We start from the raw sequence: 12,663 nt of genomic DNA, 5'->3' as shown, positions 1-12,663 counted from the left end.
GACGACAACCAAAGGTGCTACAAACTGCGAAGTAGTCACGCGATCGGACCCCCGATGAGATGATGTATGGACGCATCTTGAAGTAGAAGTACGATCAAATCAACCCTCGGATCTAAAAAAGCATACTTATGAGAGGTGGACCGCATGCCCGGCTCGCGGGACAGGCAGCAGCCGAGCGACCGCTCCCCAGGGCTGTACGACCGCGTACTCGACCAGCTGGGGCTGGCGATCGTCTCCGGAGAGGCCCCCGAGGGCGAGATACTGCGGATCGAGCAGTTGGAGGAGACCCTTGGGGTCTCGCGCTCGGTCATGCGGGAGGCCGTGCGGGTGCTGGAGTCGATGCAGCTGGTGGCGAGCAGGCGACGGGTCGGCATCACCGTGCTGCCGCGCTCGCAGTGGAACCTCTTCGCCCCCCGGATCATCCGCTGGCGGCTGGCCGGACCCGACCGGATGGCCCAGCTGTCCTCGCTGAGCCAACTCCGCTGCGGCATCGAGCCGGTCGCCGCCGCGCTGGCGGCCACCCGCTGCACGCCCGAGCAGTGCGGCACGCTCACCGCGGCGGTGATCGGCATGTCCGTGACCGCCAAGCGCGGTGACCTGGACGCCTACCTGGAGCACGACATCGCGTTCCACCGCACGATCCTGGAGGCGTCCGGCAACGACATGTTCTCCGACCTCTCCCAGGTCGTCGCCGAGGTCCTGGCCGGCCGGACCCACCACAACCTGATGCCCACCGAACCCGAGACCGCCGCCATCCGCCTCCACGGCGACGTCGCCGAAGCCATCCAACTCGCCCGCCCCCACGAAGCCGAGACGGCCATGCGCGCCATCGTGGTCGAGTCCATCGAGGCCATGTCCCTCGACTCGGGCCTGGGGATCGGCTGACGGCGCTGCGGGGGCGGCTGGCGGCGGTGGCGGGGGCGGGCGAGGCGGGGGTTACTCGCGGATGTCGAGGGTGGTGATCAGTCGCTGCTCGCCCTGCTCGCCCCGCTCGACCCGCTCGACCGTGAAGTGGCTGGACCGCTGGGCGGGGCTGCCGGGGAAGTCGCCGGTGTAGGTGAAGTGCGCGATGACCTGGTCGCCGTCCTGGACGAGCTGGTCCAGGGTGGAGGTGATGGTGAACTGCTGGGCCAGGTCGGTGGCCCACTGCCGGATCGCGTCGGTCCCGACGTAGGTCCGGCCTTCGTCATGGACGGTGGCGTGCGCGGCGAAGACCGAATCGACCAACGCCGCCCGGTCGGCGACCTTGGTGGCGAGGTAGCGCTCGACGCTGCGCGGCAGTTCGCGGTGGTGGGTGCTCATGTGACGGTTCCTTGGTGTTGGTTGGGCGACTTGCTGAGGGGATCACCGACCTCCGCCGCACCTTCCACCCCCACCGCTGACGCACCCTGCGGAAGGCACCGTGACGGGAGAGCGGGCGCGGCCGGGTCGCGGAGTTCCCTGACACCGACGCCGATCTGTGTACGGCCGGCAGGAACGTCCGGCGGTGCAGCCAGTGCGCAGTCCCGCTGCCGGAGGGCGGCAGCCGGGACCATGGGCTCTTCTGGACCTCAGAGCATCACCGCTCCCGCCACGGCCGTCGCCACGAGCACGACGATCGCCAGGACCTGGATCGTCACCTGCCGCCCCTCCGAGCGGTGTTCGGCCGCACGGTCCAGCGTGAACTCGGCCGGGTCGGCGGACGTGTAGTGAACCGTGACGTCACGGCCGTACGCGCCGGCGGGGTCCGGCAGGTTCGACGTGCAGTAGGCCGTGACGGCCGTGCCCTCACGGGTGGTGAACGACACGACCGGGGTGATGGTGGTCGAGGTGTAGCCGTCGTCGTCGACGCTGACGTCCTTCAGGACCGCGACGACCCGTCCCTGCACGGTGTCCATCGCGGCCAGTTGCTCGATGCGGCGGTTCTTGGCGCGTACTGCCCCGGGCAGCTGAACGGCGCAGGAGACCGCCCACGGCCCGCCGAAGCCGATCAGCGCCCACGGCCACCCCCAGTCGACCGCTGCGAGGACCACCAGCCCGACGTAGACCAGGAAGGCCGCGAAAGTCGGCCAGGCCAGCCCACGGCTGGGCTCCTCCGGTGTGTTGGAGAACCGGTAGGCGTGCGGTCTGCCTCGCGGGTGGCTGACCCCGATCTCCCGGCCCTCCCACGCACAGGTGATGACCGTATCGCCCCGCTCACCGTCGTTCGTCACGGTGACCTCCTGCCCGGAGGCCGGGTCGCGGTAGGAGACGACCACCGATATCCCGCCCTTCCGGGACCCGCCGTGCCGGGGCTCCCGCACCCGCTGGATCCGCCCTGTGAGCCGGACCGTGCGCTGCGCCTTGGTCACTCCGGCCAGCGACATGCCGTACCCGACCAGCGCCACCACACCCCACACCGCACACCACAGCAGCAGAAACCCGTCCCACCCCATGCGCCCCTCCTCCCGCCGATCCGGTCAACTGTCACTACGCCGCAGCACTCTGCCCTGCCCGTCCGCCTCCAGCGTTCCCATGCCCCCGCCGCCGGTGACCACGACCCTGAGCGTGGGCGAGCCGGTGACGCCGTCGACGGTGAGCTGCCAGCTCTGCGGGGACCCGACGCCGAGGGTGGTCCTGGCCTCCTCGACCAGGCCGGGGACACGGTCGTAGGGCAGGGACCTCGGGTCGAACGCGGGGCTCTTCATGCCGGTGGGGGAGAAGACGACCGTCAGCAGGCGGTCCTGCACGACGACGGTGAGCGCCCGACGCCTGCCCGCGCCCTGCGTCAACGACTCGACCGCCCTGCGCAGTTCGCCCTCGTCGAGCATCGACTGGCCAGGGCCCAGAGTGACCGTGCCCATCGCCGACGTCACCGTGGTCGTGGACGACGAGGAGGAGACGGATGGCCGGGGGGCGCCGCTGTCGCCCTCGTGGGAGTCGAACAGGTCGGCACGGAACAGCAGGAACACGGCGGCCGCGCCGAGCAGCAGCCCGAGGAGAGTGAGGAGGGTGCTGAAACAGCCCCCTGGGGTCTCGCTCTTCATGGCCGGACCGGGCACCGAGTCCACCCGGGCCACGGCCGCCCGCTCCTCCCACTGCGGCGTCGGCCGCTTCACGATCCGCGTCTCCCACGGCCGGTCCGGCGGATACTCCACCACCACGACCCCGCGCGGCCGGTAGTCGGGCAGCTCGACCAGGTTGACGTCCTGCCGTATCTCGACACGGAACGCGGGCGCGTCGTCCGGCGCGACCGACAGATCGAACCGCACCGGCACGTCGCTGGTCTCACCCCCGACGGCCTCCAGACTCTCGATCACCGCGAGCGCCGTGCGCGGCACGACGGCCGCCTCCCGGGCACGGCGCGGCAGTGTGGCGAGGAAGAAGAGAAACCCGTAGACGGCAGGCAGGACCAGCCCCGTGACGATCAGCGGCGCCTTCCCGACCACACAGCCACCGATGAAGGCGGTCAGCGACGCCCCGATCATCCCTCCCATCAGGAACCCCAGAGCGAGGCCGGCAGGCCTGTTGTGCGTGGGCGGCGCACCCGCGGTGATCGTCATATGGCCGATTGTGCACGTCATGGGTGACGGCCGACAGACCTGTGGACGGGCCCGGTTCGGCCGCACGCAGGAAGTCGGCGACCTTGGAGGTCGACCGGTTGTACGGGGCGCTGCGGCGCGGCGCCGGACCGGCCGCCACCCTGCCCGAGGGGCACTCGGCACCCACCGCGCATCTGGTGCTGCGGATGCTGCGGGAGGCGGGGCAGCCGGTCTCCGCGCAGGAGGTGGCGGAGGTGACCGGACTCGGCCGGTCCACCGCGCAGCGCTACGGCCTGCCCGCCCGCCGGGCCTGAACCGGCGGCACAGCCCGCATCCGGCCTCAGACCGCACCCGGCCTCAGACCGCGCCCGCTCCGGTGAGCGAGCGGACCTCCAGCTCCGCGTACCGGTCCGGATCGGCCCGGGTACGGGAGGTGACCGTGCCCAGCCAGCCCGCCAGGAAGCCCAGCGGGATGGAGACCAGACCGGGGTTCTCCAGCGGGAACCAGTGGAAGTCGACCCCGGGGACGATCGCGTCCGGCCCGCCGGAGACCACCGGGGAGAAGGCCACCAGTACCAGGGCCGCGATCAGGCCCCCGTAGACGGCCCAGACCGCGCCCCGGGCGGTGAAGCGGCGCCAGAAGAGGCTGTAGAGCAGGGTGGGGAGGTTGGCGGAGGCGGCGACGGCGAAGGCGAGGCCGACCAGAAAGGCGACGTTCAGCCGCTGGGCGTAGAGCGAGATCGCGATGGCGAGCGCGCCGACGGCCACGGCGGCGATCCTGGCCATGGCGACCTCCTGACGTTCCGTCACCGGCCGCTCGTCGCTGCGGCGGAGGGCCCGGGCGTAGAGGTCGTGGGCGAAGGAGGCCGAGGAGGCGAGGGTGAGCCCGGCGACCACGGCCAGGATGGTGGCAAAGGCCACCGCCGAGGCCACCGCGAAGAGCACCAGGCCGCCGGTGGAACCCGCGCCGCCGCCCAGGTCCAGCGCCAGCAGCGGCACGGCGGTGTTGCCCGCCGGGTTGTCGGCGCGGACGGCGGCCGAGCCGACGACGGCGGCGGCGCCCAGGCCCAGCACGATGGCCATCAGATAGAAGCAGCCGACCAGGCCGATGGCCCACACGGCGGAGCGCCGGGCGGCGCGCGCGGTGGGCACGGTGTAAAAGCGGGCGAGGATGTGCGGCAGCCCGGCGGTGCCGAGCACCAGGGCGAGGCCGAGGCTGATGAAGTCCAGCCGGCTGGTGGCGGTGGCGCCGTACTTGAGGCCCGGCTCCAGATAGGCGGACCCGGCGCCGCTGCCCCGGGCCGCGGACCGCATCAGCTCGGCGAGGTCGCCATGGAAGCGGACCAGGACCAGCGCGGTGAGCAGCGCCGTACCGCAGAGCAGCAGCACGGCCTTGACGATCTGGATCCAGGTGGTGGCCCTCATGCCGCCGACGGTCACATAGACCACCATCAGGGCGCCGACGCCGACGATGGTCCAGCTCCGGGCCGGGCCGCCGCCGGTGCCGAGCAGCAGCGAGACCAGGCTGCCCGCGCCGACCATCTGGGCGACCAGGTAGAGCAGGGTGACCACCACTCCGGCGGTGCCGGAGGCGGCCCTGACCGGGCGCTGCCGCATCCGCACCGAGAGGACGTCGGCGAGGGTGTAGCGGCCGCAGTTGCGGACCAGCTCGGCGACCAGCATCAGCACCACCAGCCAGGCGACCAGGAAGCCGATGCTGTAGAGCAGGCCGTCGTAGCCGTAGAGCGCGATCAGGCCGGTGATGCCCAGGAAGGAGGCGGCGGAGAGGTAGTCGCCGGAGATGGCGAATCCGTTCTGCACTGGGCTGAAGGACCGGCCGCCGACGTAGAAGTCCTCGGCGGCCCGGCTGCGGCGGCCGGCCCAGAGGGTGATGGCCAGGGTGACCAGCACCACGGCGGCGAAGAGGGCGGTGGCCACGAGGTGGTGCTGCGCCGCCGGGACTGCGGCAAGCTCTGCCCGGCCGCTCACCGGAGCCGGTCCTGGGTGTCCCAGCGCAGGCCGAGGGCGGCCCGGTCACGCTTGGCGCGGGCGCTGCGCCCGTACAGCCAGGTGATCAGGAAGGTGGAGGCGAACTGGAGCAGGCCCAGCAGCCAGGCGAGGTTGAGCGGGCCGGCCACCTGGCGGCGCATCAGGCCGGGGGCGCCGGTCGCGGCGACCAGGTAGAGCAGGTACCAGAGCAGGAAGAGCGCCGTGACGGGGAAGACGAAGCCCCGGTAGCCGCGCCGGATCCGCCGGAACGCCTCGCCCTGCTGCACGCTGCGGTACACCTCGGCCGGTGCGGGCCGCGCTGTCCGCTCCTCGGGGTCGGGGACCGGTACGGCCCACCAGTCGAACCCGTCGCGGGAGCCGGCCGGGGGGCCGGCCGGCTCCGCTGTTTCCTGATGTCTCAACGGTGCGCTCAACGCTGTGCTCCTGAGATGGGACGCGCCGCCGACTGCGGGGCGCCGGGTCCCTCTCAGGGTGGCCCTCCGCGTACGTCTGCGCGGACGGCAGCAGATATGTTCACCCCATCCAGTGAAGGCGTGGTGACTGTGCGTCAGGAGTGTTCCGACAGTACGAACAACGGGGGGTAGGCGTTGCGGAGCAGTTGCTGGAACTCCCCGGAGAACCACTCGCCTGCCGCCGGGCCGCCCGGCAGGGCACCGGAGGAGCCGAGTTGGCCGCCCGGGGAGCTGCCCGTCGGGTCGCACATCCGGTTGGGCGACGTGCTCCCGGGTGAGCCGCTGCTCGCGCCGTCGGACTCACCGGGGGGCTTGGCCCAGACATAGGCGTGTACGCCCGCCTCCGGGACCGCCACCGGTCGCCGGCCGAGTCCGGCGCCGGACTGGTTGCACCAGTTGGCGATGGAGATCCGGCGGTCCAGGCGGCTGCCGTCGACATAGGCGTCCACGGTGGTCGCCGGGCCGGACCTGGTGGGGCGGTTGGGGCCGCCCCAGCCATTGCGGGAGGTGTCGACCAGCATGCCGATGGTGGACTTGAACCCGGAGGCGATTGCCAGGTTACGGAAGCCCTGCACAAAGGGCAGTTCGTCGATGAAGGCGTTGCCGTCGACCCAGCGGCTCTGGCGCACCGACACCCCGGCGATCCGGTCGTTGACGGTGTAGTACTCCTCGTGCAGCACCGAGTAGTCGGCGGTGTTGGCGATGAAGCCCTGCACATTGCCCACCGTGGAGCCGGATGCGGTCGCGGCGCGGTAGAAGGGCTGGACGACCGAGGATGAGATGGAGCCGTCCCAGCTGCGGCCGAGTTGGCCGTGCTGGCCGATGTCCAGGTAGCTGTAGACATTGGGGAGGGCGCCGAACCGGGCCAGGGCGTAGCCGATGCCGGTGACGTAGTTGCCGTTCGCCCGCATCACCTCGCACTCCGGCGTGGCGGCGGGGACACCGGGGATCACATTGGCCAGGGCGTTGTACTCCACGATGGTGACGATCCGCAGGCCGGCGTAGGCCGGGTCGCCGAGGATCCCGGCGATGGGGTCGACATAGTCCGTCCGATAGCGGGCGATCTCGGTGGGCCCGAGTTCGCCGGTGGAGTCCTGCGGCCGGTTGCAGTCCCGGCCCGGCAGGTTGTGCAGGACCAGCTGGATCACACCGGCGCCCTGCTTCAGTGCCTCGTCGAGGTGGGCGCGCAGGCCCATGGAGCCCGGCTTGCCGTTGATCGAGGCAATGCTGTCGAGCCAGACGCCGGTCGGCTGGTTGGCGACCGCCGCGCCGCCGGGCTCGGCGGCGGCGTGCGCCGACCACTGCGGGTTCACATAGACGCGGGCGGCCACATAGGGGTTGTCCACCCGAGCGCCGGCGGCATCCGCCGTGCCGGTGAGGCCGGTGAGGAGCGCGGCGGAGAGGGTGAGCGCGGCGGCGGCGTATCCACGGCGGGGGCGGCGGGACGGAGCGCGGCGGCGTAAGGCGGCAAGCGGCATGGGCGTCCACTCCTGATCATCGCGGCGGAGGTCGGGGGGCGTTCCGTTGGCCGTACTTTGGGAGCGCTCCCAGGCTAGCGGCGGGGGCACCCGGCGAGAAGGCAGGCGGCACGGCCCGGAATCGGCGGGGCGACCGGGCGGTCAGCGGCTGCGGGCGATGCCGTGCCGATAGGCGTAGCGGACCGCCTGTGCCCGGTCGCGGACGCCGCTCTTGGCGAAGAGGTTGTTGATGTGGGTCTTCACGGTGGCGACGCTCACATAGAGCTCCGCCGCGATCTCCGCGTTGGAGAGCCCGTCCGCGATCAGCGCCAGCACCTCGGCCTCGCGGGCGGTGAGGCCGTCCGGCAGCGGGGCGGCCGGTACGGGCGGGGCGGCCTCGGGCGTGGCGGCGGGCTCGGGCGGCGCGGGATCGGGCCGGGCGGCAGTCCCCGGCGAGGCGGCAGGGCCGGGCGGGGCGGCGAACCGCTCCAGCAGCCGCCGCTGCACCTGCGGGGAGAGCCCGGCGGCGCCGGAGCAGACATCGGCGATGGCGCGGGCGATCTCCTCGCCGCCCGCGTCCTTGGTCAGATAGCCGCGCGCACCCGCCTGGAGCGCGGGGAAGAGCGAGTCGTCGTCGGCGTAGGTGGTGAGCACCACCACCTCGGTCCCCGGGTGGTCCGCCCTGATCCGCCGGGTGGCCTGCACACCGTCGCAGCGCGGCATCCGCAGGTCCATCAGCACCACGTCCGGGGCGCGCTCGCCGACCAGCCGGACGGCCTCCTCGCCGTCCGCCGCCGAACCCACCACCTCGATGCCCGGCAGCAGGCCGAGCAGCATCACGATTCCCTCGCGGACCACCGTCTGGTCGTCCGCGACCAGCACCCGGACCGTCCGCCCGGTCACGCCGGTACCCGCAGCCGCACGTGCCATCCTCCCTCGTCGGGACCCGACTCCAGGGTGCCGCCGAGCAGTTCGGCGCGCTCCCGCATCCCCAGCAGACCGTACCCGGAGCCGCTGCGGGCCAGTTCCGGCGGCCCCTCGCGCCGCCCGGCACGGGCGTTGCGCACCTCCAGCTCCACCGCCTGATCCAGATAGCGCAGCCGCAGCACACAGGCGGCGCCCGAGGCGTGCTTGCGCACATTGGTGACCGCCTCCTGCGCGGTGCGCCGCACCGCCTGCCCCGCCTCGGCGGCGAGCGGCCGGGCCATGCCCTCGACCTCCAGCCGGGCGCCCTCGGCGGCGGCCAGCGACGCCAGGAACTCCCCCACCGGCGTGAACTCGCCGCGCAGCGCGGAGAGCGCCTGCCGGGTCTCGGTCAGCCCCTCCAGCGCCATCCGGCGGGCGGCCACCACCCGCTCCCGTACCTGATCGGTCGGCGTCCCGGAGTCCAGCATCAGCCGGGCCGCCTCCAGGTGCACCAGCTGGGCGGAGAGGCTGTGGGCCAGGACGTCGTGGATCTCCCGGGCGATCCGGGCCCGCTCGGCGAGCGCGGCGGACTCCGCCTCGGCGGAGCGCGCGGCCCGCTCCTGGGCCAGCAGCCGCTGCGCGGTACCGCGCGCCTCGGCGTCCAGCCGCAGCAGATAGCCGAAGAGCGCCAGGCCGCCGGCGGTCGCGATGGTGGCCAGCCAGGTCTCATGGCTGACCGCGCTGTACGTACCGAGCGCGAGGAGGCCGCCGGGCACCGCCACCACCAGCGGCAGCCGCTCCATGCCGATGACCGCCATCCCGCACCAGACCACCGCCGCCAACGCCGAGGCGCCCAGCGCCCTGGTCCCGGCGGCGGCGGCCAGCAGCCCCAGGTACAGGGCGAGCGCGGGCAGCAGCCGGTGGGCCACCGTGGCCCGGTAGAAGGCGCGGACGGCGTAGCCGATGACGAGCAGCCCGCACGCCACGGCCGCCACCGCCCAGCCGGTGAAGCGCCCGGTGCCGAAGGTGGCGACCACGATGGCCAGGGCCGCGGCGAGGCGTGCCCCGAGGCCGATCCGGGTCCGGGTGTGGCTGCGGCCCTCCCGGCTCAACGCCTCCCGGGAGGGCCAGCTGGTCCATGGCTCCAGGTGCACCTGCGATCCTCTCGCCGACCGGAGCGGCAGCGTGGCGGCCACCGGCTCAGCGTGCGGCGGGGACACCGTACGCCGGTTCCAGTGTGCGTGCCCGCCAGGAGATCACCAGGCCGCGTACCAGCAGCAGCACCGCGACGGCCAGCAGCAGCCCGTCGCCGTCCTGGTGCACGCCCAGCCCGGCGCCCACCGCCGCCAGCGCCAGCCGCAGCAGCACCATGCCCACCCAGGTCGCGGCTGCGGCCGGGGTGCCCTTGGTCCACGCGGTGCCGTCAGCCTCCCGCCAGATCCGCATGGTCCAGCCGGAGGCGCAGCCCGTGGCCAGTTCCAGCAGCACGGTGACGGCCAGCAGGACGACGGCGGCGCTGCGGTGGTCCGGGTCGATCAGGTGCGGGTCGCGCAGCGCCACCACGGCCAGGATCAGGGGCAGCAGCCAGACCCGCCGCCCGGTGGCGACCGGGCGGGCCCGGAGCTGCCGGACCAGCACCAGCACCACCACGGCAACCATGATCAGGGCGTCCGGGATGCCATTCATCAAATCCGTCTCCGTCTCCGTGTCCGCGTCAGGGCGAGTACGACGTCGACCACGCTAGGGAGCGGGCGGGCGCACGGCCTCGGAGCAGCGGTGGAGGTGCGGGTGGAACGGTCGCGCCCGGCCCTCCACCCCGAGGTGGAGAACCGGGCGCAAGCCGGGCGTGACCGGGCGTGACCGGGCGTGAACCGGCTGGTCAGGCGTCGATGCGGGAGCGGTCCAGGGTGGCGGCGGAGTCCACGATGAACTCCTTGCGGGGGGCGACGTCATTGCCCATCAGCAGGTCGAAGACCTTCTCCGCGGCCTCCAGGTCGCCCAGGTTGATCCGGCGCAGGGTGCGGTGGCGCGGGTCCAGGGTGGTCTCCGCCAGCTGGTCGGCGTCCATCTCACCGAGGCCCTTGTACCGCTGGACCGGCTCCTTCCAGCGGCGGCCCTTGCGCTGGAGGTCCAGCAGCAGCGAGCGAAGCTCCTGGTCGGAGTAGGTGTAGAGGTACTTCTCCTGGCCGCGCTTGGGGTTGGTGAGCTCGATCCGGTGCAGCGGCGGGACGGCGGCGAAGACCCGGCCGGCCTCCACCATGGGCCGCATATAGCGCTGGAAGAGGGTCAGCAGCAGGCAGCGGATGTGGGCGCCGTCCACATCGGCGTCCGCCAGCAGGACGATCTTGCCGTAGCGGGCCTGGTCGATGTCGAAGGTCCGACCGGACCCCGCCCCTATCACCTGGATGATCGAGGCGCACTCGGCGTTCTTGAGCATGTCCGCGACGGACGCCTTCTGAACGTTGAGGATCTTGCCACGGATCGGCAGCAGCGCCTGGAACTCGGAGTTCCGCGCCAGCTTGGCGGTGCCGAGCGCCGAGTCGCCCTCCACGATGAAGAGCTCGCTGCGGTCCACGTCGTCGCTGCGGCAGTCGGCGAGCTTGGCGGGCAGCGAGGAGGTCTCCAGCGCGGTCTTGCGGCGCTGCGCCTCCTTGTGCTGGCGGGCGGCGACCCGGGTGCGGGCGGCGGCGACGATCTTCTCCATCACCGAGCGGGCCTGCTGCTTCTCGTCCCGCTTGGCGGAGGTGAGGAACGCCTTGAGCTCCTTGGCGACCACGGCCGCGACGATCCGGGAGGCCGCCGAGGTGCCCAGCACCTCCTTGGTCTGGCCCTCGAACTGCGGCTCGGCGAGCCGCACGGTGACCACGGCGGTGAGGCCCTCGGTGGCGTCGTCCTTGGTGACGTCGTCCTCGGCGACGCGCAGCAGCTTGGCGGAGCGCAGCGCCTCGTTGAGCGTCCGGGTCAGGGAGCGCTCGAAACCGGCCACATGGGTACCGCCCTTGGGGGTGGCGATGATGTTCACAAAGGAGCGCAGGGTGGTGTCGTAGCCGGTGCCCCAGCGCAGCGCGATGTCGACGCCCAGGTCGCGGGTGACCTCGGTGGGCGTCATATGGCCCCGGTCGTCCAGCACCGGGACGGTCTCCTTGAACGTTCCGGCGCCGGAGAGGCGCAGGACGTCGCAGACGGCCCGGTCGGGGGCCAGGAACTCGCAGAACTCGCCGATGCCGCCGTCGTAGTGGAAGACCTGCTCGTCCACCTCCTCGGTGTCCAGCAGCCGCTCGTCGCGGACCACGATGGTCAGGCCGGGGACCAGGAAGGCGGTCTGCCGGGCGCGGCTGTGCAGGTGCTCCAGGGAGAGCCTGGCGTCCTTGAGGAAGATCTGCCGGTCCGCCCAGTAGCGGATGCGGGTCCCGGTGCGGGTGCGGGGCACCTTGCGGACCTTGGCGAGGCCGCTGCCGGGCTCGAAGGGGGCGTCCGGCGAGAGCTCGGTGAAGATGCCGGGGGTGCCTCGGCGGAAGCTGATGGCATGGGTGTGGCCGCTGCGGTCCACCTCGACGTCGAGCCGGGCGGAGAGCGCGTTGACCACGGAGGCGCCGACGCCGTGCAGGCCGCCGGAGGCGGCGTAGGAGCCGCCGCCGAACTTGCCGCCGGCGTGCAGCTTGGTCATCACGACCTCGACGCCGGAGAGGCCGGTCTTGGGCTCCACGTCGACCGGGATGCCTCGGCCGTTGTCGCGGACCTCGACCGACCCGTCGTCGTGCAGCACCACCTCGATGTGGTCGCAGTGGCCGCCTAGGGCCTCGTCGACGGAGTTGTCGATGATCTCCCACAGGCAGTGCATCAGGCCCCGGCTGTCGGTGGAGCCGATGTACATGCCGGGCCGCTTGCGGACGGCCTCAAGCCCTTCGAGGACCAGCAGGTGCCGCGCGGTGTAGTTGGAGCCGTCGTCGCCGGCGAGCAGGGCGGTCGGCACGGTCGTTTCGGCGGTCACGCGGTGCTACTCCTCAATCCGTCTGAGTGATGGCGCGGCCCCGGCGGGGGTGCCGGGGCTGTACGCGCTGCGCGAACACGGACTTGAGGAAGCGTCTGCCCGGAACGCGTTGCGCAGCACCGGCTTCCGCCGCTGCCGGGGTCAGCCTAGGACGGCCGCGCTGCTGACGTGCAGGCTACCGGTGCGCGAGCCGGGGCTTATGCTCCAACCCCGGCCCGTTCTATGCTACGCAGACCTCGGACATGAGTTCGATAACACGTTCGAGTGATAGACACGTCACGAGTGCCGGTACGCATGAACCATCCGCAGCTGGGGCACGTCCTCAGCAACACAACGGAAACTCCACA

Annotated in this window: 12 protein-coding genes; 2 read left to right on the top strand and 10 right to left on the bottom strand. The window is 72.3% G+C overall.

All coding sequences use genetic code 11. The features are described 5' to 3' along the window. Nucleotides 1–144: 144 nt before the first annotated feature. Entirely contained in the window at nt 145–885 is a 741-nt protein-coding gene (locus C7M71_RS22565; protein ID WP_111491837.1) for a FadR/GntR family transcriptional regulator, read from the top strand. Nucleotides 886–936: 51 nt separating this feature from the next. Here the strand turns inward: C7M71_RS22565 and C7M71_RS22560 are convergent, their stop codons facing one another. From C7M71_RS22560 to C7M71_RS22550, 3 genes are all read right to left on the bottom strand, one after another. After that, nucleotides 937–1,302, bottom strand: coding sequence for a nuclear transport factor 2 family protein (locus C7M71_RS22560; protein ID WP_111491836.1), 366 nt, complete (start codon nt 1,300–1,302; stop codon nt 937–939). Nucleotides 1,303–1,550: 248 nt separating this feature from the next. Then, entirely contained in the window at nt 1,551–2,414 is an 864-nt protein-coding gene (locus tag C7M71_RS22555; RefSeq protein WP_111491835.1) for a DUF3592 domain-containing protein, read from the bottom strand. Nucleotides 2,415–2,438: 24 nt separating this feature from the next. Further along, nucleotides 2,439–3,521, bottom strand: a complete 1,083-nt coding sequence (locus tag C7M71_RS22550; RefSeq protein ID WP_111491834.1) for a hypothetical protein — start codon at nt 3,519–3,521, stop codon at nt 2,439–2,441. Nucleotides 3,522–3,604: 83 nt separating this feature from the next. Here C7M71_RS22550 and C7M71_RS22545 point away from each other — a divergent pair, with 83 nt between their 5' ends. After that, complete coding sequence (locus tag C7M71_RS22545) at nt 3,605–3,814, top strand: helix-turn-helix domain-containing protein (protein ID WP_229758857.1); 210 nt, start codon at nt 3,605–3,607, stop codon at nt 3,812–3,814. A 43-nt stretch (nt 3,815–3,857) separates the two neighbouring features. Here the strand turns inward: C7M71_RS22545 and C7M71_RS22540 are convergent, their stop codons facing one another. The 7 genes from C7M71_RS22540 to C7M71_RS22510 form a co-directional block, all read right to left on the bottom strand. After that, the gene (locus C7M71_RS22540; protein WP_229759203.1) at nt 3,858–5,438 is read right to left on the bottom strand and encodes a solute symporter family protein; all 1,581 of its coding nucleotides are present in this window, start codon (nt 5,436–5,438) and stop codon (nt 3,858–3,860) included. A gap of 47 nt (nt 5,439–5,485) precedes the next feature. Next, nucleotides 5,486–5,923: a DUF485 domain-containing protein gene (locus tag C7M71_RS22535; RefSeq protein ID WP_229758856.1), complete on the bottom strand. Its 438-nt coding sequence runs from the start codon at nt 5,921–5,923 to the stop codon at nt 5,486–5,488. A 134-nt stretch (nt 5,924–6,057) separates the two neighbouring features. Then, nucleotides 6,058–7,440 (bottom strand): glycoside hydrolase family 6 protein, encoded by a 1,383-nt coding sequence (locus C7M71_RS22530; protein WP_111491830.1) that lies wholly within the window; start codon nt 7,438–7,440, stop codon nt 6,058–6,060. A gap of 141 nt (nt 7,441–7,581) precedes the next feature. Beyond that, entirely contained in the window at nt 7,582–8,349 is a 768-nt protein-coding gene (locus tag C7M71_RS22525) for a response regulator transcription factor (protein ID WP_114914508.1), read from the bottom strand. Then, on the bottom strand, nt 8,319–9,479 hold the full coding sequence (locus C7M71_RS22520; protein ID WP_111492020.1) for a sensor histidine kinase: 1,161 nt from the start codon (nt 9,477–9,479) through the stop codon (nt 8,319–8,321). Before C7M71_RS22520 ends, C7M71_RS22525 begins: the two co-directional genes overlap by 31 nt. Nucleotides 9,480–9,525: 46 nt before the next feature. After that, on the bottom strand, nt 9,526–10,011 hold the full coding sequence (locus C7M71_RS22515; protein ID WP_111492008.1) for a DUF1453 family protein: 486 nt from the start codon (nt 10,009–10,011) through the stop codon (nt 9,526–9,528). A 193-nt stretch (nt 10,012–10,204) separates the two neighbouring features. Beyond that, the gene (locus tag C7M71_RS22510; RefSeq protein ID WP_111492009.1) at nt 10,205–12,316 is read right to left on the bottom strand and encodes a DNA gyrase/topoisomerase IV subunit B; all 2,112 of its coding nucleotides are present in this window, start codon (nt 12,314–12,316) and stop codon (nt 10,205–10,207) included. Between the last annotated feature and the right edge of the window lie 347 nt (nt 12,317–12,663).

The organism is Peterkaempfera bronchialis, assembly GCF_003258605.2.
GTDB classification, from domain to species: Bacteria; Actinomycetota; Actinomycetes; order Streptomycetales; family Streptomycetaceae; genus Peterkaempfera; species Peterkaempfera bronchialis.
Note: the sequence above shows the minus strand (reverse complement) of the source record. Positions and strands in the feature narration are given on the sequence as shown.

Coding starts and splice junctions, on each gene's coding strand:
- C7M71_RS22525 (WP_114914508.1), bottom strand. CDS start 8,349: ATGGCACGTGCGGCTGCGGGTACCGGCGTGACCGGGCGGACGGTCCGG.
- C7M71_RS22550 (WP_111491834.1), bottom strand. CDS start 3,521: ATGACGATCACCGCGGGTGCGCCGCCCACGCACAACAGGCCTGCCGGC.
- C7M71_RS22515 (WP_111492008.1), bottom strand. CDS start 10,011: ATGAATGGCATCCCGGACGCCCTGATCATGGTTGCCGTGGTGGTGCTG.
- C7M71_RS22560 (WP_111491836.1), bottom strand. CDS start 1,302: ATGAGCACCCACCACCGCGAACTGCCGCGCAGCGTCGAGCGCTACCTC.
- C7M71_RS22555 (WP_111491835.1), bottom strand. CDS start 2,414: ATGGGGTGGGACGGGTTTCTGCTGCTGTGGTGTGCGGTGTGGGGTGTG.
- C7M71_RS22565 (WP_111491837.1), top strand. CDS start 145: ATGCCCGGCTCGCGGGACAGGCAGCAGCCGAGCGACCGCTCCCCAGGG.
- C7M71_RS22530 (WP_111491830.1), bottom strand. CDS start 7,440: ATGCCGCTTGCCGCCTTACGCCGCCGCGCTCCGTCCCGCCGCCCCCGC.